General features: G+C 39.2%; 29 protein-coding genes and 1 rRNA gene. 3 read left to right on the top strand and 27 right to left on the bottom strand.

The genetic code is table 11. The features are described from left to right. Positions 1 to 43 precede the first annotated feature (43 nt). From F7732_RS21845 to veg, 11 genes are all read right to left on the bottom strand, one after another. Positions 44 to 274, bottom strand: coding sequence for an anti-sigma-F factor Fin (locus F7732_RS21845; RefSeq protein ID WP_151576134.1), 231 nt, complete (start codon positions 272 to 274; stop codon positions 44 to 46). Between the two features lie 145 nt (positions 275 to 419). Next, the gene (gene pth, locus F7732_RS21840; RefSeq protein WP_151576133.1) at positions 420 to 983 is read right to left on the bottom strand and encodes an aminoacyl-tRNA hydrolase; all 564 of its coding nucleotides are present in this window, start codon (positions 981 to 983) and stop codon (positions 420 to 422) included. A 171-nt stretch (positions 984 to 1154) separates the two neighbouring features. After that, positions 1155 to 1784 carry a 50S ribosomal protein L25/general stress protein Ctc gene (locus F7732_RS21835; protein WP_151576132.1) on the bottom strand — a complete coding sequence of 210 codons (630 nt, stop codon included), beginning with the start codon at positions 1782 to 1784 and terminating at the stop codon, positions 1155 to 1157. 192 nt (positions 1785 to 1976) lie between these two features. Next, positions 1977 to 2933 (bottom strand): ribose-phosphate diphosphokinase, encoded by a 957-nt coding sequence (locus tag F7732_RS21830; protein WP_066441758.1) that lies wholly within the window; start codon positions 2931 to 2933, stop codon positions 1977 to 1979. 20 nt (positions 2934 to 2953) lie between these two features. Beyond that, a complete protein-coding gene (gene glmU, locus F7732_RS21825; protein ID WP_151576131.1) occupies positions 2954 to 4327 on the bottom strand; it encodes a bifunctional UDP-N-acetylglucosamine diphosphorylase/glucosamine-1-phosphate N-acetyltransferase GlmU in 1374 nt (457 codons plus the stop codon). Between the two features lie 388 nt (positions 4328 to 4715). After that, positions 4716 to 5006, bottom strand: a complete 291-nt coding sequence (spoVG, locus tag F7732_RS21820) for a septation regulator SpoVG (protein ID WP_009336662.1) — start codon at positions 5004 to 5006, stop codon at positions 4716 to 4718. 384 nt (positions 5007 to 5390) lie between these two features. Further along, positions 5391 to 5765, bottom strand: a complete 375-nt coding sequence (locus tag F7732_RS21815; protein WP_066441766.1) for a RidA family protein — start codon at positions 5763 to 5765, stop codon at positions 5391 to 5393. Further along, on the bottom strand, positions 5762 to 6601 hold the full coding sequence (gene purR / locus F7732_RS21810; protein ID WP_151576130.1) for a pur operon repressor: 840 nt from the start codon (positions 6599 to 6601) through the stop codon (positions 5762 to 5764). Before purR ends, F7732_RS21815 begins: the two co-directional genes overlap by 4 nt. A 59-nt stretch (positions 6602 to 6660) precedes the next feature. Then, positions 6661 to 7530, bottom strand: coding sequence for a 4-(cytidine 5'-diphospho)-2-C-methyl-D-erythritol kinase (gene ispE, locus F7732_RS21805; protein WP_151576129.1), 870 nt, complete (start codon positions 7528 to 7530; stop codon positions 6661 to 6663). 329 nt (positions 7531 to 7859) lie between these two features. Continuing rightward, positions 7860 to 8036, bottom strand: a complete 177-nt coding sequence (locus F7732_RS21800; protein WP_066441781.1) for a small, acid-soluble spore protein, alpha/beta type — start codon at positions 8034 to 8036, stop codon at positions 7860 to 7862. Positions 8037 to 8193: 157 nt separating this feature from the next. Continuing rightward, positions 8194 to 8457, bottom strand: coding sequence for a biofilm formation stimulator Veg (gene veg / locus F7732_RS21795; protein WP_080843547.1), 264 nt, complete (start codon positions 8455 to 8457; stop codon positions 8194 to 8196). 301 nt (positions 8458 to 8758) lie between these two features. On the opposite strand from veg, the gene yabG reads away from it, so the two are divergent. Next, positions 8759 to 9637: a sporulation peptidase YabG gene (yabG, locus tag F7732_RS21790; protein ID WP_151576128.1), complete on the top strand. Its 879-nt coding sequence runs from the start codon at positions 8759 to 8761 to the stop codon at positions 9635 to 9637. 235 nt (positions 9638 to 9872) lie between these two features. Here yabG and rsmA read toward each other — a convergent pair whose 3' ends face one another. The 5 genes from rsmA to metG form a co-directional block, all read right to left on the bottom strand. Beyond that, positions 9873 to 10760, bottom strand: coding sequence for a 16S rRNA (adenine(1518)-N(6)/adenine(1519)-N(6))-dimethyltransferase RsmA (gene rsmA, locus F7732_RS21785; protein WP_151576127.1), 888 nt, complete (start codon positions 10758 to 10760; stop codon positions 9873 to 9875). After that, entirely contained in the window at positions 10753 to 11313 is a 561-nt protein-coding gene (gene rnmV / locus F7732_RS21780) for a ribonuclease M5 (RefSeq protein ID WP_151576126.1), read from the bottom strand. Before rnmV ends, rsmA begins: the two co-directional genes overlap by 8 nt. Before the next feature lie 217 nt (positions 11314 to 11530). Continuing rightward, positions 11531 to 12721, bottom strand: coding sequence for a G5 and 3D domain-containing protein (locus F7732_RS21775; RefSeq protein WP_151576160.1), 1191 nt, complete (start codon positions 12719 to 12721; stop codon positions 11531 to 11533). Between the two features lie 454 nt (positions 12722 to 13175). Further along, the gene (locus F7732_RS21770; protein WP_151576125.1) at positions 13176 to 13943 is read right to left on the bottom strand and encodes a TatD family hydrolase; all 768 of its coding nucleotides are present in this window, start codon (positions 13941 to 13943) and stop codon (positions 13176 to 13178) included. Positions 13944 to 14295: 352 nt separating this feature from the next. Next, positions 14296 to 16263 carry a methionine--tRNA ligase gene (gene metG, locus F7732_RS21765; RefSeq protein WP_151576124.1) on the bottom strand — a complete coding sequence of 656 codons (1968 nt, stop codon included), beginning with the start codon at positions 16261 to 16263 and terminating at the stop codon, positions 14296 to 14298. A gap of 743 nt (positions 16264 to 17006) precedes the next feature. Between metG and F7732_RS21760 the strand changes: the two genes are divergently transcribed. Beyond that, positions 17007 to 17291 carry an AbrB/MazE/SpoVT family DNA-binding domain-containing protein gene (locus F7732_RS21760; protein WP_080843541.1) on the top strand — a complete coding sequence of 95 codons (285 nt, stop codon included), beginning with the start codon at positions 17007 to 17009 and terminating at the stop codon, positions 17289 to 17291. Positions 17292 to 17360: 69 nt separating this feature from the next. Here the strand turns inward: F7732_RS21760 and rsmI are convergent, their stop codons facing one another. From rsmI to F7732_RS21710, 10 genes are all read right to left on the bottom strand, one after another. Continuing rightward, on the bottom strand, positions 17361 to 18239 hold the full coding sequence (rsmI, locus tag F7732_RS21755; protein ID WP_151576123.1) for a 16S rRNA (cytidine(1402)-2'-O)-methyltransferase: 879 nt from the start codon (positions 18237 to 18239) through the stop codon (positions 17361 to 17363). Between the two features lie 42 nt (positions 18240 to 18281). Next, positions 18282 to 18548, bottom strand: a complete 267-nt coding sequence (locus tag F7732_RS21750; protein WP_151576122.1) for a GIY-YIG nuclease family protein — start codon at positions 18546 to 18548, stop codon at positions 18282 to 18284. Next, positions 18535 to 19278 carry a tRNA1(Val) (adenine(37)-N6)-methyltransferase gene (locus tag F7732_RS21745; protein ID WP_151576121.1) on the bottom strand — a complete coding sequence of 248 codons (744 nt, stop codon included), beginning with the start codon at positions 19276 to 19278 and terminating at the stop codon, positions 18535 to 18537. The genes F7732_RS21750 and F7732_RS21745 overlap by 14 nt, the downstream gene beginning before the upstream one ends. 79 nt (positions 19279 to 19357) lie before the next feature. Beyond that, entirely contained in the window at positions 19358 to 19732 is a 375-nt protein-coding gene (gene yabA / locus F7732_RS21740; RefSeq protein WP_151576120.1) for a DNA replication initiation control protein YabA, read from the bottom strand. 13 nt (positions 19733 to 19745) lie between these two features. Then, entirely contained in the window at positions 19746 to 20576 is an 831-nt protein-coding gene (locus F7732_RS21735) for a PSP1 domain-containing protein (protein ID WP_151576119.1), read from the bottom strand. Further along, on the bottom strand, positions 20569 to 21576 hold the full coding sequence (gene holB, locus F7732_RS21730; RefSeq protein ID WP_151576118.1) for a DNA polymerase III subunit delta': 1008 nt from the start codon (positions 21574 to 21576) through the stop codon (positions 20569 to 20571). The genes F7732_RS21735 and holB overlap by 8 nt, the downstream gene beginning before the upstream one ends. A gap of 13 nt (positions 21577 to 21589) precedes the next feature. Continuing rightward, complete coding sequence (locus F7732_RS21725; RefSeq protein WP_151576117.1) at positions 21590 to 22030, bottom strand: YaaR family protein; 441 nt, start codon at positions 22028 to 22030, stop codon at positions 21590 to 21592. A gap of 23 nt (positions 22031 to 22053) precedes the next feature. Next, a complete protein-coding gene (locus F7732_RS21720; protein WP_066441809.1) occupies positions 22054 to 22383 on the bottom strand; it encodes a cyclic-di-AMP receptor in 330 nt (109 codons plus the stop codon). 87 nt (positions 22384 to 22470) lie between these two features. Next, the gene (tmk, locus tag F7732_RS21715) at positions 22471 to 23106 is read right to left on the bottom strand and encodes a dTMP kinase (RefSeq protein WP_151576116.1); all 636 of its coding nucleotides are present in this window, start codon (positions 23104 to 23106) and stop codon (positions 22471 to 22473) included. Beyond that, on the bottom strand, positions 23107 to 24564 hold the full coding sequence (locus F7732_RS21710; protein WP_151576115.1) for an aminotransferase class I/II-fold pyridoxal phosphate-dependent enzyme: 1458 nt from the start codon (positions 24562 to 24564) through the stop codon (positions 23107 to 23109). It lies immediately after the preceding gene. Between the two features lie 228 nt (positions 24565 to 24792). On the opposite strand from F7732_RS21710, the gene F7732_RS21705 reads away from it, so the two are divergent. Beyond that, complete coding sequence (locus F7732_RS21705) at positions 24793 to 24993, top strand: sigma factor G inhibitor Gin (RefSeq protein ID WP_151576114.1); 201 nt, start codon at positions 24793 to 24795, stop codon at positions 24991 to 24993. Positions 24994 to 25089: 96 nt separating this feature from the next. Here F7732_RS21705 and rrf read toward each other — a convergent pair. Continuing rightward, a 5S ribosomal RNA gene (gene rrf / locus F7732_RS21700) occupies positions 25090 to 25204 on the bottom strand.

Here is a 25204-nt window from a genome sequence, read left to right as displayed (position 1 = left end):
AAATGCAAATAGAAAAATGCTTTGGACAAAACGGCCCAAAGCGTTAGTGAATAAGAAAATCCTGCTGATGGTAATCCGGGTTGCGTTCTAGAGATTCTTGGCAGTCCTCACAAATCGCCTTAACCTGCACATTCCCCGCAGAATCGTACATCAGCATATCTTGACGCTCTTCATCATTTAATTTGTGAAATCCGAGCTGCTCTGTTTGAACAGACATGGAATCAATAGAGCCAAGCTTTGCGCCGCAATGACGGCAATGATAATGAATAGCCATTAAAGCCCCTCCTATCCGTACATATCCCTATTATGGACGTTCAGAAAGGAAGTTATTCAATCAATTAAAGGGACACAAGGACACAAGATGGGCAAAAAGTTAAATGTGTTAACTAGCTTATTCATTTTATATGCTTATGATGTATTTAAGATTGATTAAACTGATTCATCACTTGTAAGAAAGGCTCCTTAATGGCAGCTTCACATGCGTTTACACATTTCTCGATTACGCTTTGTAATTCCTGCTGTTCCTCAGAAGAAAATTTACCCAGCACATAATCAGGAACCTTCATGCCCGCTGGGGGACGATCAATTCCTACTCGAATTCGATTAAATTGCATGGTGCCAAGATGGGCAATTGTCGATTTAATTCCATTATGCCCGCCGGCGCTTCCTTTCTGGCGGAGACGAATTTTTCCGACAGGCAAATCAAGATCATCATAAATGACGGTTAATTCATCATCTTCAATCCCATAGTAATCCATAAGCGGACGGATGGATTCGCCAGATAAATTCATATATGTAAGCGGCTTTAATAAAAAAACTTTTTCTCCGTTAACAATTCCAAATCCATAAACACCTTTAAACTTTGCCTGATCTAATGTAATACCAAGCTTAACAGCCAAGTGATCAATCACTTCAAAACCGATATTATGCCTTGTATGTTCATATGGTTTGCCTGGATTTCCAAGGCCAACAAATAATTTCATCTTCACTTCACCTGCTTCTTAATCTAGTGATGGCAGCTGTCAGCACCAGACGGCATGTTAGAAGTTACTAAATTAGCCGCAATGCTAATTTAACTCGTCATAAAGAAAAAGCAAAAGCTGGCCTAACATCGTAATGCAGCCAGCTTTTGGCAAGTATAAAAGTTATTCTTTTTACTCGCTTTCTGTTTCTCTTCCTTCTTCTTGCTCAGGCGTACCTTCCTCCTGCTGCTCACCGCTGTTTATTTCTTCTTCCTGTTTAGGCGGAAGAATGGAAGCGATGACTTCTTCAGCATCATGGTTGAGCGAATAAGAACGGCTTGTCTTAAGATCAGCAACCGTAATGGTCTCGTTCACTTGTAAATCTGTTACTTCCACATCAACTGAAGAAGGAATTTCATTTGGAGTAGCTGTTACGGAAACTTCATGCAGTGATTGCTGCATAACACCGCCATCTTTCACGCCTTGTGCATCGCCGACCAAATTGACTCTTACCTCTGCCGTAATTTCCTTCGACATATCGACTGCTAGAAAGTCTACATGCACAATATTATTACGCAATGAATTTGTTTGATATTCCGTTAACATGACTTCATGTTTCTTGCCATCAACATTTAATGAGAATACACCATTCCGCCCTACTTCCTTAATCGTTTTGATAAAGTCAGACTCACTTAAATAAATCGGTGTACTCTCCACTTTTTGCCCATATACAACTGCTGGGATATTCCCTTCATGCCTAATTTTCGTAAGCGATGAATGACGAAATTCACTTCGTTTTTTTGCTTCTAATGTTACTGCCATAATGATCCCCTTCCTCTTGTATATTGAATGACTTTCTATATAAAAAATGCCCTAAAAAGAGGAAGTCTAAACGTTTTAGTTTATAAGATCAGCACAGCGGGAAGCAGAAAAGTAGAACTATATAGGCTGGAGCGGCAATTTTCCTATAATACAGTTAGACCTGCTTTCGTTTAGCAGGCCTAACAAAAAATATTAATCGAACAATACACTTACAGACTGTTCTTCATGGACACGGATAATAGCTTCACCAATAAGTGATGCTACAGACAGCTCAACAACTTTACCTGTTTTCTTTTCTTCCTGCAAAGCGATTGAGTTCGTTACGACCAGTTCTTTAATCTTAGAGTTCTCAATTCTTTCAATTGCAGGTCCTGATAATACTGGATGACTGCAGCAAGCATATACTTCAGCAGCGCCATTTTCTACTAATGCATTAGCAGCTAATGTGATTGTTCCAGCTGTATCAATAATATCGTCAATTAAGATAGCAATCTTGCCATCAATATTACCAACAATATTCATTACCTCAGCCACATTTGGCTTTGGACGGCGTTTATCGATAATCGCAATCGGTGCTTTCAGCTGGTCTGCCATTTTGCGGGCACGTGTTACTCCGCCGTGGTCAGGAGAAACGATGACAACATCGCCTTGCAGGTCTTTATTCTTAAAGTACTCTGCTAGAATTGGCACGCCCATTAAGTGGTCAATCGGAATATCAAAGAAACCTTGAATTTGCGGAGCATGCAGATCTAAAGTAATGACACGAGTCGCACCTGCTGTCTCAAGCAGATTCGCCACAAGCTTCGCCGTAATTGGTTCACGTGCTCTAGCTTTGCGGTCTTGGCGCGCATAGCCATAATAAGGCATAACAATATTAATCGTCTTAGCAGAAGCGCGTTTTAATGCATCAATCATAATAAGCAGTTCCATTAAATGTTCGTTAACAGGAGCGCTTGTTGATTGAATGACATATACGTCACAGCCGCGAATACTTTCTTCAATGTTTATTTGAATTTCACCATCACTAAAATGGGTAACAGAGCATTTCCCCAATTCAACGCCAATAAATTTGGCAATTTCCTCGGCCAATGCTTTGTTTGAATTTAAACTGAAAACCTTTAAATTTGGATCTAAATACTGATTCGACATGCCTGTGCCTCCGTGTTTTTTTATTTCTTGATATCTAGCTTTTGTACATAATTCTCTTTATTCACTTGACGAGCGCGCGCAATAGACAGCGCCTCTCCAGGAACATCCTCAGTAATGGTTGAACCTGCTGCAACATATGCGCCTTCTCCAATTGTCACTGGTGCAACCAGGTTGGAATTGCAGCCGATAAATACGCCATTTTCTATTTTTGTCAGGAACTTATTTTTCCCGTCATAATTTACTGTGATTGCTCCACAGCCGATATTTACATCTTTACCGACCTCAGCATCACCAATATAGCTTAAATGGGATACCTTGCTGCCCTTTTCAATAACAGATTTTTTAATTTCGACAAAATTGCCGATCTTCACTTCATCATGAACATTTGATTGCGGGCGAATATGCGCAAATGGTCCAATCTGAACATCTGAGCCGATCTGGCTATCAAAAGCCGCAGATTGGCGAATAACCGTTCTATCACCAATTTCACAATTTTCCAGATGCGAATTAGGGCCTATTGTACAATCTGAACCAATTTTTGTTTCTCCGCTAATCACCGTACCAGGATATATAACCGTATCTGAACCAATTTCAACATCTGAACCAATGTAAGTATTGGATGGATCAATCAAACTCACACCAGCACGCATATGATATTCATTGATCCGATTCTTCATAAACAATTCCGCCTGAGCTAATGCTACACGGTCATTTACACCTAAAGTCTCTTCAAAATCATTTGTACCAAAGGCTGTTACAATTTCACCTTCTGTTTTTAATATTTCGATGACATCCGGTAAATAATATTCCCCTTGAACATTATCATTTTTAACTTTCTTTAGTGCGGTAAATAATGCTGCATTATCGAAACAATACGTGCCTGTATTGATTTCCTGTAACTTTAATTCTTCCTCAGAAGCATCTTTATGCTCGACAATCTTCTCTACATGACCTTGACTATTACGAACAATGCGGCCATATCCAGCAGGATTCTCTGCAAAAGCCGTCAGCACTGTTGCTTTTGCGTTTGTTTTTTCATGATGAGCAAAAAGCGCTTCCATCGTTTCCGCTTTAATTAGAGGCGTATCTCCGCAAACAACAATTGTGACACCCTCTTTGTTCTCCAGATGATCTGCTGCTTGCATAACAGCATGAGCTGTACCTAACTGCTCTTCCTGCAGGGCATATACACTTTTAGCGCCTAATTGAGCTTTTACTTTTTCAGCTCCATGCCCAGTAATCGTAACAATATCTTGGATATCAAGCTTCGCAACTTGATCAACAACATGCTGAACCATCGGTTTTCCGCACACAGGATGCAGGACTTTATATAATTTTGATTTCATTCTTGTCCCTTGACCTGCGGCTAAAATGACCGCGTATCGATTAGACATTTAATAGCCTCCAATTTCACCTTTTTATCCATTAAGAATATATCTTAAATAGAGGCTGATTTCAAGGAATCTCGTGTAAGTAGTTATATTTTACAGGATATTTCCCTCTTAATTGTACAAGCATACTCAATCTTCCATATTAATCCATGATGATTCGCTTCATTGGCATGTCATAAATAAAAAGGACTTTTACTAAATTTGAACCTGCTATTTAATCATACTGGAAAGCCCAATTTGAATGTTGAACAATTACATAACTTTTTCTGCCGGGGTATGTTTAACAAGATTTGGTAAGGGTATATAATGGTGGGGTTGCTTTAGAGAGGCACATTTTTATAAATAAAAAAGAGCCCTACTTTACATAGCAGGCTCTTGTTGGACTCTCTTTCTAGGAAGCTCCAGCTTCTTCAAACTCTACTTCTAACTCACCTAAACGGTGATATTCTGCTAAGACCGCTTCTTGGATTTTACCGCGGGTTCCGGAATTAATAGGGTGAGCAATGTCCCTGAACTCTCCATCCGGGGTGCGTTTACTCGGCATTGCAACGAATAAGCCATTATTCCCATCAATCACCCGAATATCATGAACAACAAATTCATGGTCCAGTGTAATAGAGGCAATCGCTCTCATCCGTCCATCCGTATTTACACGGCGTAATCTTACGTCAGTTACTTCCACTATGTTCACCACCTTTTCCAGTAGATAAAATCCTATTTATTAACATTCAACACCATTTTGCATTATTCCTCCTTTTATAGAAAAAATTTTTTGAATAATTAGGCCTAAGTAATGAAATAGACAGGTTTCATGTCATATAGTCCCGAAAACTCTCCTTCAGGAGGCCGTTCTTGCAGACTTTGTTGCTTTTTAATATAAGAAAAGCAGGTCGATTTACACTGCGAGACACGCACTTTCTGCATGACGTGCCGATCAGCGCCCACATTCCTTCCACTACACTTAAACCATTAATATCCAATCCCGGATGTTTTCTTTTTTTAAATTTGAACTCATAATAAAAAGCATCCGTATATTTTCGGATGCTTCTTCACTATGGCTTATATTCTATTTAACCAGCGCAATGACTTCGATCTCTACTAAGCTATCTTTTGGGAGCCGCGCTACCTCGACACAAGAACGCGCCGGTTTATGCGTGTGGAAATACTCACCGTATACTTCGTTGATGCTAGCGAAATCATCCATATTTTTAATAAAAACAGTTGCCTTCACAACGGTTTCAAGTGAAGCGCCTGCCGCCTGAAGAACAGCCTGCAAGTTTTTGAATACCTGATGAGTCTGAACTTTTACATCACCCTCGACCATCACTCCATCAGCATTTAGAGGAATTTGCCCGGAACTGTAAAAGAGATTATTGACTGTAATCCCCTGTGAATAGGGTCCAATTGCAGCTGGTGCTTCATTTGTTTGAATGATTTTCATGACTTTCCCTCCACTTGTTTATTGGTAAAATAGTTGCCATGTGTCACATTGATTTTCTTTTCTTTCACATCGACATCTGAAAGCCTGACTAAAGATAAATAATCATCCACTAGTCTTTCCTCTGCTTTTTCCGCCTCTACTAAAACCGCAATGCCGACAAGCGCTGCATTGAACTCCTCCAGCATGCTAATCATTCCGTTAACTGTCCCGCCTGCCTTCATGAAGTCATCAACAATCAGAACCCTTGAACCTTCTTCAAGACTTCTTTTCGATAGGACCATTGTCTGAATTCTTTTGGCGGAGCCTGATACATAATTAATACTAACGGTAGATCCTTCTGTTACCTTGCTATCCCGTCTCACAATCACTACTGGGACATTCAAATAGTTGGCAACAGCATACGCTAATGCAATTCCTTTTGTGGCGACAGTCATGACGACATCTATCTCTTTATCCGCATATGCCGAGGCGAATAACCGTCCTACCTGTTTAACAATCATAGGATCCCCAAGAATATCTGTCATATAAAGATAACCGCCCGGAAGCAGCCTATTAGGACTGGCAATCAGCTCACAAAGCTGATTGATAATTGGCTGTGCATCCTCTTCCGTCATTCTCACTTGATATTTCACCCCGCCAGCAGCACCCGGCACGGTTTGCAGAGTCCCAATACCTCTATGTTCGAAGGTCTCTTTTATGATAGCTAAGTCTTCGCTAATAGAGGATTTGGCAGATCCATATCTCTCTGAGAAGTAGGTTAAGGATACCAGCTGATGCGGATGCTCTAATAAATAATTCGTCATATCTATTAAACGTTCACTTCTGCGAAACTTCATCATTGGCCCTCCTGTTAAATCCGAATATTTTAACAGTAATATATCATTAATATACGGATTTAATCAAGCGTATGTCGTTCTCCCAGCATTCTAACCGCAAAAACCTGATCACAAAATCCACGCAGACCATTATATACACGGTGCATCCGCGAATCATGGTGAGCAAGTCCAAAAACAGTCGGACCGCTGCCGCTCATTAAGACCGCATCCGCCCCGAAACGCTTCATCTGATCTTTGATTTGAGCGACTTCAGGATGCATTTTTAATGTTACTGTTTCTAAAACATTTTCAAGATGCTGACATACCTTCTCATAATCGTCATTTTCAATTGCTTGAATCATCGCTTCCGTCTGCGGATGCTTTACACCGTCTAAATCCAGCTTACGGTACACATCTGCCGTAGACACCCCTATAAAAGGCTTTGCAAGGATAACCCAGCATGTCGGCGGTGCTTCTAGCTGACGGATCATCTCTCCTCTTCCCGTAGCTAAAGCGGTACCTCCATATACACAAAAAGATACATCAGAACCGATTTCAGCACCAAGCACTGCCAATTCATCTAAGCTTAAACCAAGGTTCCACAGCTTGTTTAAACCTCTCAGCGCTGCCGCTGCATCACTGCTGCCGCCTGCCAGCCCAGCTGCAACCGGAATCATTTTTTCAATTGTGATACTGGCACCCTGCTTTACCTGAAATCGTTCCTTTAACAGCATCGCTGCCTGATATGCTAAATTCCTATGATCATCTGGAACAAAACGATTATGGGATATAATTCGAATTTCGTCTTTTTCCAATAGTGTTAACTCAAGCCGGTCGGCTAAATCAATGGTTGTCATAATCATTTCTACTTCGTGATATCCATCATCACGCTTATGTAGTACATCCAATGATAAATTAATCTTCGCCGGGGCCTTCACCAAAAGCTTCAAAATCTCCACCTACTTTATAAAATGAATCCGCAATTGCCGTTTGCAGATTGAAATCCTATAGGTCCTGCTGCACTCCTTTTTGAGTAAATCAGCATCTCCATTTTTTGTCCTATTTTACCACAAAACGAATATCGTAAGACCTGTGAAACCATATTATTAAAAATTATTATTCATTTTTGCACCAGCAACTATCTAATATAACATATTCGTTCCGTATTACTGGTTCATTTTTCAGGTGTTTTATTCTAAGATAAGCCGGAGCAGAGAGCTCCGGCTATCATCGCAGTGCTATTGTGATGTAATACTGTGAAAGTGAAGCCTAGAGATATCTAGCGATTGTCCTGAAGATTTTGCTGCGCAATTTCAATTGCTCTTTTTACCATATTGCCGGCATCCTTAGCTTTAATGCCGCCCCAGCCCTCTTTTTGAACTGTATCATAAAAGCCAAGTTCCTTTGCAATTTCTTCTTTCAGCCGATACGACATGATTCCTCTTCTTCTAGCCACAGATAACCTCTCCTTTTTCACACTGCGATATTATTAGTATGAAACACGGCTCTGTTTTCATAAGAGGCTATTTTCTCCAATAGATCTATTCTATAAAAAGGCAAAGCAAAAAGCAGCAAACCATGTTCACTGCTTCAGATGTAGCCATTATTTAATGTCAGCTTAAAGCAACATGTCCTGATGTGTCATCATAGAAGGTAATTTGAACCGTTTCTGTCAGTATATCCGCATAGCTGTATGATACACGTTCAAATGCATTTTCATCCTGGTCTAGCTCAATGACGAATACTGATGGATATGTTTCAGCTAAAACGCCTGAACGCTCGATCGTCTTTCTCCGTCCGCCATTTGCTTTCAGCAATAGCCTTTTTCCAAGATTTGAATCAAGAGCTTTCTTAATATCCGTTAATGTTTTTGCCATTCGGTCCACCTCACTATGTAAAGTATATCACGCTGACACAAAATAGTCAAATAAAAATATAAATTATAACAGGATTTTAAAATGTATGTCAATATATTTTTTTCTACTTTTTCTGTTGAATTTCAACATTTCTTAGGATATCCCATCAGCAAAGTGAATATGTACACTTTTTTAGATTTTTTTATATTAAATTCGCAGCAGAGCTTCTGCCTTTGACTTTGCAGGCACAAGTCATAAGCCAAGTGCATAGTTTATGTCAGAAACGTTATTGTAACGAAATGCCTAATTGGAGTGACGACATTTGACTATAAATATGATGGATATCGTCGGGAGGGTATCATACAATTGTGATATTATGTTTCGCGTCATCGATATTAAAGAAGAAGGCGGACAGAAGCTGGCCATTTTGTATGGAGAGGATGTTCGCTTAATTGCTGATGCACCTTATGAAGATTTAATTATGATTAGTGCTCCGGACCGGATGAGAAAAGAACAGGAATACCGTTCTCTTGAAGAGCAATCGTACCATTTATTCCGCCAGGATGTTGATCTGATTAAGCAGAAGCAGGAATATGCTGCAACAGACAGCTACAGCAAATCATATAACTATTTTCAGCTGCCAGGTAAAGTTCTTCATCTTGATGGCGATCCTGCTTATTTAAAGAAGTGCTTGTCCTTATATGAAAAAATCGGTGTTCCCGTCACTGGTATACATTCAACAGAAAAAGAAATGCCTCTAAAGATCGGTGAGCTTGTTGAGTATTATAGACCTGATATTCTTGTCATTACGGGCCATGATGCTTATTCAAAAGCAAAAGGCAGCAAAACAGATATTAACGCATACAGACATTCAAAACATTTTGTACAGACAGTAAGAGAAGCCCGCAAAAAAGTTCCGCATTTAGATCAGCTTGTCATATTTGCCGGAGCATGCCAATCTCATTTTGAGTCTCTTATTCATGCTGGAGCAAACTTTGCCAGCTCTCCTTCAAGAGTCAACATACATGCCCTTGATCCAGTCTATATTGTAGCCAAAATAAGCTACACACCCTTTATGGAGAGAATTAATGTATGGGATGTCCTCCGAAATACCTTGACCGGCGAAAGAGGAATTGGGGGTATTGAAACAAGAGGAGTATTAAGGACGGGTATGCCTTTTAATATTGATGAACAGAAATGAATGGATTCAGTCATTCCCAGATCACCTCTTTTACTCGTTCCTTCAGGCTTCTCCTTTTAAAAATAATGTTTAAATGATTCTTCCCGCCGAATCATTCCTTTCAAAGATAACAATTAACCACGGACTTGTTTCAAGCAGCTGCGAGCGCTCTTCACATGCTTTTTCCGGCAGCATTCATCATAGATTAAGATAAAAAAAGCCTGCAAAAAAAGCAGGCTTTTTAAAACAGACTTCCTTACAGCTGACCCACAAAATGGGGGTAAAGGGCATCACTTAGCTTTCCAAATTCCTCAATTGAAAGGGTCTCTCCTCTTCTGCCAGGATCAATTTCTACTTGTTCCAATGCAGAAATAATTTGCTCTTTCTTCTCTTTTCCGTTCGGAAGCTGACTTGTTAAATTATTGAGCAGCGTCTTTCGTCTTTGAGCAAAACTTGCTCTTGTCACAAAAAAGAAAAACTCTTCATTTTTCACTGTAACAGCAGGTGCCGCTCTTTTTATCAGGCGAATGACAGCTGAATCAACATTAGGCTGTGGCATAAAAACCGTTTTCGGAACGATCATTACCGTTTCAGCTACCGTATAATACTGTATCGCAATGGATAGGGAGCCATAATCCTTTGTACCAGGTTTAGCCGCTATACGGTCTGCCACTTCTTTTTGCAGCATACATACAATACCTCTGATGGGCAGCTTATCCTCAAGCAGTTTCATAATAATCGGAGTTGTAACATAATACGGGAGGTTTGCAACCACCATAATATCATCTAAACCAGCAAATTCTTCTGCAATTGCCTTATGTACATCCGCTTTTAATATGTCACTATTAATAATTTTTTTATTTTCGTATGGAGACAATGTATCTTCCAGAATTGGCAGCAGCCGCTGATCAATTTCAAATGCAAGCACTTTGGCGCTTCTTCGTGCCAGCTGTTCTGTCAGCGCGCCAATGCCTGGACCAATTTCAATAGCACCTGAAGTTTCCGTTAGTTCCGCATGATCAACAATCCGCTTCAATATATTCGTATCAATTAAGAAGTTCTGACCCAGACTCTTTTTAAAAGAAAAGCCATATTTATCTAGGATCGCCTTCGTTCTAACCGGTGTCGCTATATCTTTATTCATGATTATCCTCCTGGCTGATTGCTTCTATCGCACGTTCAAAATCTTCCTTCTTCACAGAAAACATGGTAAGCCTTTTATGAAGCTGTTTTCCATTCGTATAGCCAATCTTCAGCAGCCTGCCCAGCTTCTCACGGCGCTCCTTTGCCCCAGGACCGCCAATCAGTCCTGCTTCAAGTAAATCATCCTGTGTAATGTCTATTTGTACGATTTGGGTCATCACATGAGCATGCTTCAGTGCCTCACGGATGACGTCTGGTGATGCATGCTCGACTCCTACTCCTCTGCCCAGCTTTTCAATTGCTGCGCTTTTCTCAATAAACGCATGCTTGCAGTTTGGAACGTATTCACTGATGATTTGACGGATCTTTTGACCAGGAAAATCAGGATCTGTAAGTACAATAACTCCTCTTGCTTCCTGGGCATGTTTAATTCTTTCCAGCGTATCTTTATTAACGGCAGAGCCATTTGTCTCAATAGTATCAGCCTCAAGGGCTCTTTTTATAGCAACAGTGTCGTCCTTGCCCTCTACGACAATAATTTCTTTGATTTTCATAAATGCTCCTCTTTAAAATTTAAAAAATAAAATAATTGAAAAATAAATGAAACATTTTTGTAATGTGAATCGTCTATATATATACAAAGATTTTTTTCCAATGCAATTTATTATATATGAAAATATAAGGAAACAAAAGAAAGCAATGACCTCGCGCATAAAGCTTATCCTTCGAAAAGCATAAAAAAGCAGAGGATTAAAATCCCCTGCAATGTGGTTAATTCAATATTTTTATTTTGACAGATTTTCGTCCCCAGCGATAGGCATCAGATTTATTAGCAAAGAAAACATCAATCTTGTTTCCTTTAACCGCAGAGCCTGTATCAGCAGCCACTGCGTAGCCATATCCTTCAACATATACCTTTGTGCCTAATGGAATGACACTAGGATCAACTGCGATTACCTTCAGATTCGGGTTCGCTTTTAAGTTAATGCCCGTAGCTGTATAGCCGGAACAGCCATTACACCCTGCCGTATAAGCAGTAGAGCTGACATACATCTCTTTACCGCCAGCAGGTGCACTGCCGCGAGAGACAACCTTCGTTGCAGCAGCTACTTTTGTACCGACTGCAACCACTTTATCTTGTTTTTCTTTGAGCGTTTTCTCGCTTATCAGCTTACGGGAAATTTCTTTCCCATTCTCTTTAATGATCTCGAATTGTTTTGATATTAGACCTTCTTGACCCTGTGTAACAACTTTCTCAGATCCTCTGTTCAAGCTGTCATCCTTTTTTGTCACAACTGCAAAATTAATTGGTTCTTCCACTACATCGGTGACTTTTTCAACTCGAATGACTTTTATAGTGTCATCTGCTTTGACTGTCTCTTCCAAATTTGGCTCAACACGATCTAATTCTTTCAGCTCAATACCCTGCTGTGATAAAAAGTCAGCGACCGTAGTCGAAGTTGACCAAACCTTCTTTTCTTCCCCGCCATTTGCCAGGGTTAAAGAAAATGCCTTTTCAATCTGTATTGCTGTAGTTCCTGTAATCTTTTCATCCTGCTTTGGTTCTACCTGGTCATGCTCTGTGATCTCGATATTTTGTTCCTTTAGGAACTCACCAACTGTTTCAGCTGCGGACCAAACGGATTTCGTCTCACTGCCATTCACAAGTTCAATCTCGTTAGCAGGATTCCATATTACTTCTAAATCATTCTCAACCTTTGTGTTAACCGAGGGAAACACGTAATCTTCTGAGCGTAATGTTATATCCATATCATCAAATATTTCATTGATGGTATCTGCATGTGTTTTGATGATTTCTTCACGGCCATCAAGCTTCAGCACAACGGACTTTTTTGTCATTTCAAAAATAACAAATCCAAAGGCTGCTGCAAATACTATAAAACTAGCAGAAATAATGGCCAGCTTTTTTTTACTCAAAGACTCGGATAACAGGTTTTTCATGTTTTGTATCACGATGAAAAACGCCTCCTTTTCTCTCGGAGTGATTATATAGACAATCTTTCAGGCTGTCAACTCTTTCTCTTTTCCAGTTTGAAAGGTTTGGGCGTTTGATCCAGATTTTTAAAGGAAAAGTTCATCTTTCATTAAAATAGGTATAGAAGACCGGTTGGGCTCCTCCTTTCCACGAAAAAACTCCAGCTTTGAAAGCAAAAATCAGCAAAAGTGAATCCTTCATTTTCACCTCCAGATTGTAAATCTCCGTCAGATCAACGCCTAAATTCCCTTATTTTACAAACTTGCCTGATAACGTATATCCTATTATGCAAAAAAAGAAAGAGAAAGAAAAGAGAGAGTTATCGACATGGTTATCCTATGTTGACAATGAGACATGTAGAACTTTTTAGAATTAGAAAAAAATCGGACAAGCTTATCCAAATATCGACAGCCTTTGCTATCAATTTATGCCGAATAGTTTTTTTGCGTTGTCCGTTGTAGCTTTTGCAACTTCATGTACAGGAACTTCTTTAATCTCAGCAATTTGCTGTGCTACAAGAGTCACATAACTCGGTTCGTTGCGTTTGCCGCGGTACGGGTGTGGCGCTAAAAACGGGCAGTCTGTTTCAATCAATAATTTTTCCAGGGGGATGACCTCAGCTACCTCTTTTGGCTTCTTCGCATTTTTAAATGTTACAGGTCCGCCTAATGAGATGAGAAAGTTCATTTCCACACATTCCTGTGCCGTTTCTGCACTTCCGCTAAAGCAATGCATGATGCCTCCCACTTCTGCTGCTTCTTCTTCTTTTAAAATCGCCACAATATCCGCTGTTGCCTCACGATTATGGATGACGATTGGCAGTCCCACTTTTTTAGCAAGACGAATCTGCTTGCGAAACACTTCTTTTTGTATTTCCTTTGGTGATTTATCCCAATGGTAATCGAGTCCCATCTCTCCTAAAGCAACTACTTTTGAATGAGCAGAAAGCTCTTCAATCCAAAGGAGATCTTCATCAGTCATATCAATTGCATCGACAGGATGCCATCCGACACTCGCATATAAGAAGTCATATTTTTCAACAAGCTCCATTGCCCTCGTAATGGTCGGGCGATCAAAACCTACAACGACCATATTTGTGACACCTTCTTCTACTGCCCGGTCAATTACCTCTTGTACATCATCTTCAAATTGCTCAGCATTTAAATGTACATGTGTATCAAAAAACATAAGAATTCCCCTTATTGTCATATTTTTAAATTCCATAACAATTGTTTCAATTGTATAACAGCAATTTTTACTATAGTAGAATATAAAAGATTTTATCCTTCAAAATATAGTCAATTGCTCTTTCAAATGTGAAACATATAAATATTAAGAAAAGGCTAACTCAACTAAATGAAGTTAATATTCTAATAAACCTTTTTCCGATAAATTTTATAGTTTGTTCAGAGCGATTTCGTGAATTTTTATTTTTTGTAACAATTCAGTTCCAAGTGATAATTACTTCTATAATTGTAAGAAAACATAGAAGTGCCTGCTGAAAAACAGCGGCTCTTCTATGTCCTAATGAAAAATAGATTTATTTTACCCGTGCACCAAGCGGCAATGCCTCGGCAATTGTTGCAAGAGATAATTCTCCATCCTTACTTCCAGCAAGAATCATTCCCTCTGACAATTCACCGCGCAATTTTACTGGCTTCAAATTCGTTACACAAACGACTTTTCGGCCAACTAAATCTTCTGGTTTATAAAACTGAGCGATTCCTGAGACAACTTGACGCTTTTCATATCCTAAATCCAGCTGCAGCTTTAAGAGCTTATCAGCTTTTTTAACAGGTTCAGCTTGAATAACCTGGGCAACACGCAAATCGACCTTCATAAAATCATCGATCGTAATTTCTTCACTGTCCGGCTTATCTTCTGTTTTCTCTTCCGTTTCCTTCTCTTCCGGAGCAGGAGTGCTTCCTTGCATCTTTTCCTTAATATAACCAACTTCCTCTTCTAGTTCTAAACGAGGGAAGATCGGTTCTCCCTTCTCAACCTTTGTTTCAGCAGAAATTTTTCCAAAACCGTCGAGACTTTCCCAAGATGTCAGTTCTGGGTTATTAACATTCAGCTGATTAAAGATTTTAACCGGTGTTTGTGTAAGGAAAGGCTGTAGAAGGACAGCAATTCTTCTCAAAGATTCAGCAAGGTGATACATCACAGTGCCTAACTCTTCTTTCTTTCCTTCTTCTTTTGCAAGGGCCCATGGTTTTGTTTCATCAATGTATTTATTGGTTCTGCTAACAAGCTGCCATAAGGCTGTTAAAGCTACAGAGAACTCCATTTTCTCCATTGCTGCTTCATACTTTTCTACCGTTTCTTCATTCATTTGAAGAAGTAGCTGATCGAATTCACCAGTAGACCCATTATAGGCTGGGATGACACCATCAAAGTATTTATTGATCATCGCAACAGTACGGTTAAGAAGATTCCCTAAATCATTGGCTAAGTCAAAATTAATCCTCTCAACAAAGCCTTCAGGTGTGAATACTCCATCCGCTCCAAAAGGAACTTCACGAAGCAAGTAATAGCGAAGCGCATCTAGACCATACCGATCAATTAATGTAACTGGATCCACAACATTTCCTTTTGATTTAGACATTTTACCGTCTTTCATTAGAAGCCAGCCGTGGGCAAAAACTTTTTTAGGCAGCGGCAAGTCTAGAGCCATCAGCATAATCGGCCAATAAATAGTATGGAAGCGGACAATTTCCTTCCCAACCAGATGAACATCTGCTGGCCAATAGTTTAAATATTTCCGGTCATCCTCTGTTCCATAACCTAGAGCTGTTATATAGTTTGACAAAGCATCAATCCAAACATATACAACATGCTTTGGATTTTCGGGAACTTTCACACCCCAGTCAAACGTTGTTCTTGAAACAGCCAAGTCCTCCAGACCAGGTTTAATAAAGTTATTAATCATTTCATTTTTACGCGATTCAGGCTGAATAAAGCTTGGATTTTCCTCATAATATTTCAGCAGGCGGTCAGCATACTTGCTCACTTTGAAAAAGTAAGATTCTTCCTTAACTTTATGAACGTCTCTGCCGCAGTCAGGGCATTTTCCATCTACAAGCTGGCGTTCAGTAAAATAAGATTCACACGGCGTACAATACCAGCCTTCATATTCTCCCAAGTATATATCGCCTTGCTCTAAAAGCTGCGAGAAGATTTTTTCTACAATTTGCTTATGGCGGTCCTGTGTAGTTCGAATAAAATCATCATAAGAAATATCAAGCTTCTTCCAGAGTGATTGAATGCCAGCCACAATTTCATCTACATATGCTTGCGGCGTAACACCCTTTTCCTCTGCTTTTTCCTGGATTTTCTGACCATGTTCATCTGTTCCCGTTAAATACATAACATCGAAACCGCGCAAACGCTTATAACGAGCCATTGCATCACCTGCAACGGTAGTGTATGCATGCCCTATATGTAGATTTCCGCTTGGATAGTAAATCGGCGTTGTTAAATAAAACGTCTTTAATTTTTCTTCCATTCCTATTACCTCCTATTAATGAAGATCACCCTGACGGACAGGGAACCAAACATTTTATTTGGCTATAACCTGACGAGGTTTGCCATTTGAAGTTACCGATCATCTTTCAAAAAAATCCCGTCCGAAAAGACGGGAAACGAAGGAACTTCCTTATCATATCGATGAATTAAGAATAGCGGAAGCACAGTATGGTCAGAGATGCGCTAAAGTACGCGCTATTATGATAAGCGGCCCTCTTCTTATGCTCTAGCACCGAAAATTCTTCTTCATTATTTCCAGCTTGCAGTACAAAATTTTTTTATTATTACACTCGTCAGCATTACCTCTTATATCAACAAAATATACCTAAAAATAAGAAATTGTGCAAGGAAAGATCCTATAAAGAGCCTTGCACTATAACGTTTTATCTTTTTGACATCTAATTGACTTAAAAATCCTGTTCGACAAACCATCCTGCAAATGTAGAAATTTGTCGAATTAAAAAATATTTATCTTTAATTAAAACTATTTGATTGATAATAAACTGGAATAAATATATACTTAATTCAAGATTTTTTTAATAAAATCCGCTCTATATCAACCTTTACCAGACTAACTAAATTTTCCACATAAAAACATTATAAAGTAATTGACGAATATGGTAATGGCTGGTATCATATAAATATAGAGAATTTTGTCGAATAATGACGAAACATAGAGAGATAAACATAAATTAATTGGAGATTTGAGAGGAGAAACAATAAATGAAATCTACAGGTATTGTTCGTAAAGTTGATGAGCTTGGCCGCGTGGTAATTCCGATTGAATTGCGTCGCACACTAGGAATCGCAGAAAAAGATGCTCTTGAAATTTATGTGGATGACGAAAAAATCATTCTTAAAAAATACAAGCCTAACATGACTTGCCAAGTAACTGGTGAAGTTTCTGATGATAACCTTGCTTTAGCTGGCGGTAAATTAATTTTAAGCCGTGAAGGTGCTGAACAGCTTTTACAAGAAATTCAAAACAACTTTGAAACATCTAAATAATGATAAAAAAGCTTCTCAACACATTGAGAAGCTTTTTCTTTATTCTGCAAGAGAGATTTTCCACCACAATCATTGATCTTCAACATGATAGGCTTGGTAAATATCCCTTTTTGCCATTTGCCGGTCTAAGGCTGTCTGTTTAATTGCATCCTTTACAGCGAGTTCCTTCATATTAATATAGTGCTCTACATGCTCCACTATTGTCATCTGGTCCCACCATGCTGCAGCATCCTTTTCTTCTGGCACACCGCCTTCAACAATTACACAGAATTCACCGCGAACTTCTTCTGTTTTTGCCCATTGTACCGCTTCTGACAAGCTTCCTCTAATAAATTCTTCATATTTCTTCGTTAACTCACGGCATAAAACAACTTGCCGATCTCCCAGTTGTTCTTCCATAATTATCAGTGTTTCCTTCAAACGGTGTGGTGCCTCATAAAAAATCATGGTTGATTCCATGTTTGCCAATTCACTCAGCTGCTTTCTTTTTACCTTTTTCTGACGATCTAAAAAGCCATAGAAGTAAAAAGGCTGTGTGGCAATACCCGAAGCGATTAGTGCAGTTAGACCAGCATTTGCCCCTGGCAGTGGAACAACTGTAATATTCTCTTCCAGTGCAGCTGCCACTAATTCATAGCCAGGGTCAGAAATGGCAGGCATACCGGCATCACTTACAAGAGCAATCTTCAAGCCTTCTTTAAGCTTTTCCACAATTTTTTGCCCGCTCGCTTCCTTATTATGTTCATGATAACTGATCAGCGCCGTTGTCATTTCAAAGTAGTTGCAAAGCTTTTTAGTATTTCTCGTATCCTCTGCCGCGATAAAATCTGCTTCTTTCATAATGCGGACTGCTCTATACGTCATATCCTCTAAATTTCCTATTGGTGTTGGAACTAAATAAAGGATACCTTTCTGTTCTTCATTATGAAAGCTTTTTTGCTGTTGCATCAATCTCACCCGTCTTCTATTATGTATAAGCGCCATCCCCGTTCACGAAATAGACGCAGTCTGCTTTATAAAATGAAGCTTTTTTTGCCGTGAAAGCTGTTTAAATTGATATTCTGCCCTCAAGGCATCTCCCTGATTATCAAATGCCTGTGAAAAGACAAGCTCTACCGGGCCTCTTCCTCTTGTGTACTTGGCCCCTTTTCCTTCATTATGCTGTTTTACTCTTCTTGCTATATCATTTGTATATCCAGCATATAGACTTCCATCCCGACAATGCAGAACATAGAAGTAATGGCTAGTTGTCTCCATATAAAAGCTCACGCACCTCTGCCGTGTATTCATTATTTTGATCATAAACGATTAAAGGAGGCAGAATTTTGAGGTCTGGCTTTCCATGCTTGATTGCTTCAATCAATAACGTATTGGCTTCCTTCCCTGCTTTCGGGTATACAAAGCGGATCCGCTTTGGTTCAAGCTGATAGGCTCTCATATGCGTTATGATATCCATTAGTCTGCCAGGCCGGTGCACAAAAGCAACTTTGCCGCCTTGTCTTACGAGCTGGCTGGATACTTTGATTGTATCTTCCAATGTACAATAAATTTCATGCCTGGCTATGGCAAGATGTTCATTTTCATTTATTTCTTCATTAGATGGTGTTGGAAAATATGGAGGGTTGCATGTTACCACATCATAGTTCCCATATCCAAGCTGAGCCGGCATATCTTTCAGGTCACCATGAATCATATCAAGGCGATCTTCTAACTCATTATATTTTATACTTCTAACCGCCATATCATAAAGGCGTTCTTGAATTTCCACTCCTGTAATCGTTCCTTTTGTTCTCGCACTTAAAAAAAGCGGAACTACTCCATTTCCGCTGCATAAATCAATCAGTTTGCCTTTTTGAATCGGCACATAAACAAAACGGGACAGCAGCACTGCGTCTAATGAAAAAGAAAACACAGATGGGCTTTGGATAATTCTTAAATCTTCCGCCAGCAGATAATCCAGGCGTTCATCGCCCTTTAAAAATTCCATTATTTAAATCCTCCGGGTTTTTAACTATATAACTGCCATTTGTAAAAAAAACCTTCCTAATAACAGGAAGGTAATCACACTACTTTTTATTAAGAAAAGATAGGCAAAATAGACAATCTCCTTCTTTTCTAGGACTGCCAAAATGAAGGTTACAAATGTGAAAGCCTTCCTGATAAAGTCGTGCAAGATTATCATAGCCTTCACCAACATCCAAAAGCTTATCCAGCTTCTCTGCATCTGTCTCAGGTTCGTTCTTTGCTTTTTTCTTCTGAGATGCACCTTTTGCAACTGTGCTGTTCATATGGCGACGTAAATGCTCGTTTTCTAGCTTTAGTGCATTGTTCTCTTCTAATATTTCTGCCAAATGCTGTTTTAGCTCTCCAAGCTGCTGATACAACTGGCCAATTTGCGTTTCCATGTTAATGACTGAATCAAATATCTCTTTTTTATCCAAGCATTCCACCTCATTAATCTGTGGATTGAGCCGATACAGCACCTTGTTGTTTCGTAATTTCTTCGAGTGTAAATTCAAGGACGCGTTCCTGCTCCTTAACATCTACTTGCAGAATTCGTTCAAGAATATTTAAACCTACTACTTTGCCGTGGCCTTCAGGTGTTTCAATCCATTCTCCGATATCTGGCAGCTGCTCTTTTGCTGCTTCATACTCATCATTCTCATATTTTAGGCAGCACATTAAACGGCCGCAAAGTCCAGATATTTTCGTAGGATTTAGAGACAAATTCTGATCTTTCGCCATTTTGATGGATACTGGATCAAAGTCGCCTAAAAATGTGGAACAGCAGAGCATTCTTCCGCAAGGACCGATGCCGCCCAGCATTTTTGCCTCATCCCGTACGCCAATTTGTCTTAATTCGATTCTTGTTCTAAAGATAGCCGCAAGATCCTTTACAAGCTCACGAAAATCGACTCTTCCGTCTGCTGTAAAATAAAAAATAACCTTATTGCGGTCAAATGTATATTCTACATCAACTAGCTTCATATCTAGTTGATGGGTGCTTACTTTCTCACAGCAAACCTCGTATGCTTCAGCAGCTGCCTCTTTGTTCTCTTCAACAATCATTTGATCCTTTTGATCAGCTATACGGAGGACCTTTTTTAAAGGCAGTACAACATCATGCTCATCGACCTTTTTAGGAGCGATGACCACCTTGCCATATTCGACACCTCTAACCGTTTCGACAATAACATAGTCGTCCTTTTGTATAGGAAGTTCTCCGGGATCAAAATAATAGATTTTGCCCGCTTTTTTAAAGCGAACTCCTGTTACATCATACAAATGTAGATCCCTCCTGCATTTTTAACACAAGCTGTTCCATTAAAAGCTGTGTGTTCATATTTGCGTGCAATTTTCTCTTTGCTTCTAACACGGCACTCATCTGCTCAGTCAGCCTTTTGCTTGATGATTGCAGCGCAAACATTTCTAAACGCTGTTTTTCATTTAGAAAAACGACCTGCTTCCACTTGCCAAGCTGAATATATAATAAATCTCTTAATAAAAGAAGTAGTAAGTCTAAGCCTCTATCACACTGTTCTTTTTCTTTAAAGTGCAAAAACCAGCTCTCCTGAAGAGCGACCATGGTTTCAAGAGGGTTTTTCCTAAGTGCTTCATATAATTTTAACACTATTTTTCTTGCTTGTACAAACCAATCATCTCCACTTAATGCCAAAGCTTCTTCTAAATTATTCGTCATCTGTGCAAGTAAAGGCGCTAACAGGGGATCAATCCCGCGTTCTACAAGCTGCTCGACAACTCTTATAGGAGATAGTGGCTTGAAGGTTACAATTTGACATCGTGATAAAATGGTGGGCAGCATTTGCTGCAATTGTTCTGTTAAAAGGATGGCAGTCGTCTCTGCATGAGGTTCCTCTAAAAATTTTAATAAGCTATTTGCTGCATTAACTGTCATTTTATCAGCACCAGCAATAATATAAACCTTCTTCTTTGACTCTACACCTGTCTTAGAGAACTCTTCCTGCAATTGCTGAATCTGATGTTTCTTAATGGATAGCCCATCCGGTTCAATCATATGAACATCAGGATGGTTGCCAGCCGATATTCTTTTGCAATTTACACACTGCTCGCATGGGACATAAACATCTTGCGGCTGCAGACAAAAAAGACTCTTCGCCAGCAGCATACCGGCTTCCCTTTTCCCTGTCCCTTTCATCCCTTCGAATAAATAAGCGTGGGCCAGCCGGTTCTTATTGAGGCTATTCTTCAGCATTTTTAAGACAACAGGCTGTATTTCTTGTAATTGCTCCCACGATTGTGCCAAAAAAATCACTCTCTTACATATATAAATTAATGAGCAGTCCTTTAATTTCCCCAATCTTGCCTAGGAGATCAATGGACTTTCCTTCTTTGTTTAATGCTTCTTCTGTTAATAAGGCAAGCTCTTTATCAATGGTTTCGACAATTCTAAGCGTTCTTCCTTGCCCCATCTCATTCCAGCTGTGAGATTGCTTAAGATCCATGCCATAATCAACTGCTTCTTTAACAAAATTTTTGACTAATGTTTTAAATTTAGCCATATCTTTAAAATTTCTCGATCTTCCCAGCCGTTCACCTGCTAAATCAATATCCTTCATCAATGCTTGAAGCTGTGAAAATTGCATCTTTTGCCCCTGCTTTTGAACAAGTTCATTAAACCTGGATGAGGATGCAACTGGCTGACCATGATCTCGTCTTGATTTATCTAAATTCAAGCGCAATTCTTGATTGATTTTCATCATTTACCCCCGATTCACCTATTTTAGAAATGGTGAAACTGTTCTACTGGCAGTACAAACACGGTAGCTCCGCCAACTTCTACCTCAACAGGATAAGGGATATAGGAATCAGCATGCCCACCCATTGGAGAAACAGGTGCAACTAATTGCTCCCTTGATTGGCAATTATCTTTTATGATCTGTAATGCACGATCGACTCGAATATCTTCTGTTCCAATCATAAACGTTGTATTTCCAGATTTTAAGAAACCTCCGGTGCTTGCGAGTTTCGTTGCTCTAAAATTATTATCCACCAATGCATTCATTAGTTTATTACTGTCCTGATCTTGAATTACAGCTAATATGAGCTTCACCTTGCAATCCCCCTTCATTTCTTATCACTTTATCTTATTATAGCAATTATTTGAGCATGTAAAAGAGCTGGTAAAAAAAAGAATGTATTACTGCGCAGAAATTTTTTTAATAACCGCTTTTTTAGCTTCGCTAAAGACTTCTTCAAGTGACTTGCCTGCATCAATCACCTGAATTCTGTCTGGATATGCTTGAACAAGTTTATGATAACCTTCCCTAACCAAATGATGAAATTGAAGTTTCTCTAAATCCAGCCGATTTACTTCTCTATCTTTATGTTGATTTATTCGTGCAAGACCTGTCTCTGACTCCACATCAAAGTATAGTGTTAAAGATGGCATCATGTTTTCAATCGCAAATTGATTAATAGTAAGGACATTTTCCATTCCAAGACCTCTTGCATATCCTTGGTAAGCAAGGGAGCTGTCAATAAAGCGGTCACAAAGAATGATATACCCTTTTTCCATTGCGGGTATGACTTTTTCAACTAAATGCTGCCTTCTTGCTGCAGCATAAAGAAGCGCTTCTGTCCTTGCATCCATGCTCGTATTATTTGTATCCAGTATAACACTTCTGATCTGCTCTGCAATTTCAATTCCGCCAGGCTCACGAGTATACATGACTTGATAGCCTTCCGCCTTCATGCTTTCAGCCAGCATGGTAATGACGGTTGTTTTCCCAGCGCCATCAGGACCTTCTGCTGTTATAAAAATCCCTTTTTCCATTTAGTAACCCCCAGATGTTTCATATTTATATATAGTAATAAAGCCATTTATTAAATTTTCTCCTTGCTGAAATCTTGCGCCTGTCTCCAGCAGCAATCTTAAGAGGCTGATATCATCCTCATTAATCTTCTCACCAGGGTACAATAAAGGGATTCCTGGCGGATATGGGATAACCATTTGAGCACTTATTTGACCAACAGCCATTGAAAGAGGAACTTCTGTTGAATGCATCTTTTTCATTTGTTCTTCATTTAATTCTAATTTTGCAATGGCAGCTTTACGAAATTTAGGTTTCTCAGTCTTTTCACGAATCATTTCATATGGTGAAACAGCCTCTTTTACTAACTGAACTGTTTTTTCTATAGGAAAATCTGTTCCCTGTTTCAGCAGCGGAAAAACAAATAATACGTTAAAGGGGTCAGCTAATTCTGTAAATACTCCCTTTTCTTCAAGCTGCTCCTGTAGCTCAAAACCGCTTAAAGCTGTTTCCGATTGGATGGTTATTTTTAATGGATCTCCTTTGCCATCTTGGAATTGCTGCAGTTTGATCCCTTTAATATTCATAAGCTCTGATCTGAAGGAAGCAATCTTCTCTAACGTATATTGTTCATCCTCTTTTGTAAAAGAAGCTATATAATGCCTCGCTAAGTCGAGAGAAGCCATAATAGGATAGGAAGGACTGCTCGACTGTAAAATACTTAAGTATTTTCGTATAGAGCCTTTATTAATCCTGTCACTATTAATGTGTAAATAAGCACCCATTGTCATAGCTGGAAGCGTTTTATGAGCAGACTGAACTACAGCATCTGCCTTCAGCTTTACTGCAGATGGCGGAAAGTGATTGCCAGCAGCAAAATGTGCCCCATGTGCTTCATCAATTAGAACAGGTATATTCCTATGATGTGCTATCTCTATTATGGACTCTAAATCATTGATCATCCCATAATAATTAGGATAGGTAAGGATGAGGGCTTTTGCATGTGGATAAAGAGAAAGTGCCTCCTCAACGACCGAGGAAGATATCCCTCCTGCCACTCCCCAATCTTCATAAAAATCGGGCTGTAAAAATACTGGTCGTGCCTTGGCCAAGGAGATGCCATTTAAAACTGACTTATGGCAATTTCTTTGCACAAGCACTTCATCATCCTCTTTAAGTACTGCCATGATCATTGCTAAATTGCCGACAGTGGAACCATTAACTAAGAAGTAACTCTGCTTTGTCCTATAAAAATCAGTGAGCAGCAACTCTGCCTCTTTAATCATTCCTTCTGGAGAATGCAGATCATCTAGTCCATTCAACTCGGTTACATCAAGCTTAAAAATATGTGAAAAGTGATTATTCCAACTCATCTCTTGTACAAGCATTCCATTTTTATGTCCAGGCACATGATACGAAATTGGCTTCATCTTTATATGACTTAATAATGTTTCATATATGGGGTATCTATTCTGATCCATTTAAACACTCCGGAATTTAATATCTAATAATCCACTCTCTATTCTAACAAATCACTCGTCAAAAGAGGAGAAAACCAAAGTCAAATTAGAATAAATTGAGTTAGACATACACCGCCCCCTGGTTTTTAACATACAATGGATATGTAAGCATCCTGGGCTTGTGAATTTTCTAAAAATTGTATTTAGTTAAACAAATTTGGGCAGAATTAGTGTATGGAGGTGGAGTAATTGGATACACTATTAGCTAGCAAGGATCATAAGGTATGCGTAATCTGTGATCAGGCAAAAGTAAGGGGAATACATTTATACACTTCATTTATTTGTACGGAATGTGAAAAAGAGTTAATTTCTACTGACACAAGTAATCCAAAATATAAATATTACTTAACTAAATTAAAGAAAGTAACGACTCCTCAAATACTTTCATAAGGTTTCAATATTGATTTTCAGATTAATTTTATATCAAATAATACAATCCATTTTAAACGCAAAAAGCACATCTATATAGATGTGCTTTTCCATGTTGCCCGGCAGCGTCCTACTCTCACAAGGGGACAGCCCCTAACTACCATTGGCGCTGAGAAGCTTAACTTCCGTGTTCGGGAGGGACGGGTATGACCTTCTCGCTATCATCGTTCGG

Source organism: Bacillus mesophilum (genome assembly GCF_008923265.1).
GTDB classification, from domain to species: Bacteria; Bacillota; Bacilli; order Bacillales; family Cytobacillaceae; genus Cytobacillus; species Cytobacillus mesophilum.
Note: the sequence above shows the minus strand (reverse complement) of the source record. Positions and strands in the feature narration are given on the sequence as shown.

What these genes read in the sequence shown, in the direction of transcription:
- F7732_RS21845 (WP_151576134.1), bottom strand. Translation starts at nt 274, where the DNA reads ATGGCTATTCATTATCATTGCCGTCATTGCGGCGCAAAGCTTGGCTCT.
- pth (WP_151576133.1), bottom strand. Translation starts at nt 983, where the DNA reads ATGAAATTATTTGTTGGCCTTGGAAATCCAGGCAAACCATATGAACAT.
- F7732_RS21835 (WP_151576132.1), bottom strand. Translation starts at nt 1,784, where the DNA reads ATGGCAGTAACATTAGAAGCAAAAAAACGAAGTGAATTTCGTCATTCA.
- F7732_RS21830 (WP_066441758.1), bottom strand. Translation starts at nt 2,933, where the DNA reads ATGTCGAATCAGTATTTAGATCCAAATTTAAAGGTTTTCAGTTTAAAT.
- glmU (WP_151576131.1), bottom strand. Translation starts at nt 4,327, where the DNA reads ATGTCTAATCGATACGCGGTCATTTTAGCCGCAGGTCAAGGGACAAGA.
- F7732_RS21815 (WP_066441766.1), bottom strand. Translation starts at nt 5,765, where the DNA reads ATGAAAATCATTCAAACAAATGAAGCACCAGCTGCAATTGGACCCTAT.
- purR (WP_151576130.1), bottom strand. Translation starts at nt 6,601, where the DNA reads ATGAAGTTTCGCAGAAGTGAACGTTTAATAGATATGACGAATTATTTA.
- veg (WP_080843547.1), bottom strand. Translation starts at nt 8,457, where the DNA reads ATGGCAAAAACATTAACGGATATTAAGAAAGCTCTTGATTCAAATCTT.
- rsmA (WP_151576127.1), bottom strand. Translation starts at nt 10,760, where the DNA reads ATGAATAAAGATATAGCGACACCGGTTAGAACGAAGGCGATCCTAGAT.
- rnmV (WP_151576126.1), bottom strand. Translation starts at nt 11,313, where the DNA reads ATGAAAATCAAAGAAATTATTGTCGTAGAGGGCAAGGACGACACTGTT.
- F7732_RS21775 (WP_151576160.1), bottom strand. Translation starts at nt 12,721, where the DNA reads ATGAAAAACCTGTTATCCGAGTCTTTGAGTAAAAAAAAGCTGGCCATT.
- F7732_RS21770 (WP_151576125.1), bottom strand. Translation starts at nt 13,943, where the DNA reads ATGTTTTTTGATACACATGTACATTTAAATGCTGAGCAATTTGAAGAT.
- metG (WP_151576124.1), bottom strand. Translation starts at nt 16,263, where the DNA reads ATGGAAGAAAAATTAAAGACGTTTTATTTAACAACGCCGATTTACTAT.
- F7732_RS21760 (WP_080843541.1), top strand. Translation starts at nt 17,007, where the DNA reads ATGAAATCTACAGGTATTGTTCGTAAAGTTGATGAGCTTGGCCGCGTG.
- rsmI (WP_151576123.1), bottom strand. Translation starts at nt 18,239, where the DNA reads ATGCAACAGCAAAAAAGCTTTCATAATGAAGAACAGAAAGGTATCCTT.
- F7732_RS21750 (WP_151576122.1), bottom strand. Translation starts at nt 18,548, where the DNA reads ATGGAGACAACTAGCCATTACTTCTATGTTCTGCATTGTCGGGATGGA.
- F7732_RS21745 (WP_151576121.1), bottom strand. Translation starts at nt 19,278, where the DNA reads ATGGAATTTTTAAAGGGCGATGAACGCCTGGATTATCTGCTGGCGGAA.
- F7732_RS21725 (WP_151576117.1), bottom strand. Translation starts at nt 22,030, where the DNA reads ATGAAAATCAATCAAGAATTGCGCTTGAATTTAGATAAATCAAGACGA.
- tmk (WP_151576116.1), bottom strand. Translation starts at nt 23,106, where the DNA reads ATGGAAAAAGGGATTTTTATAACAGCAGAAGGTCCTGATGGCGCTGGG.
- F7732_RS21710 (WP_151576115.1), bottom strand. Translation starts at nt 24,564, where the DNA reads ATGGATCAGAATAGATACCCCATATATGAAACATTATTAAGTCATATA.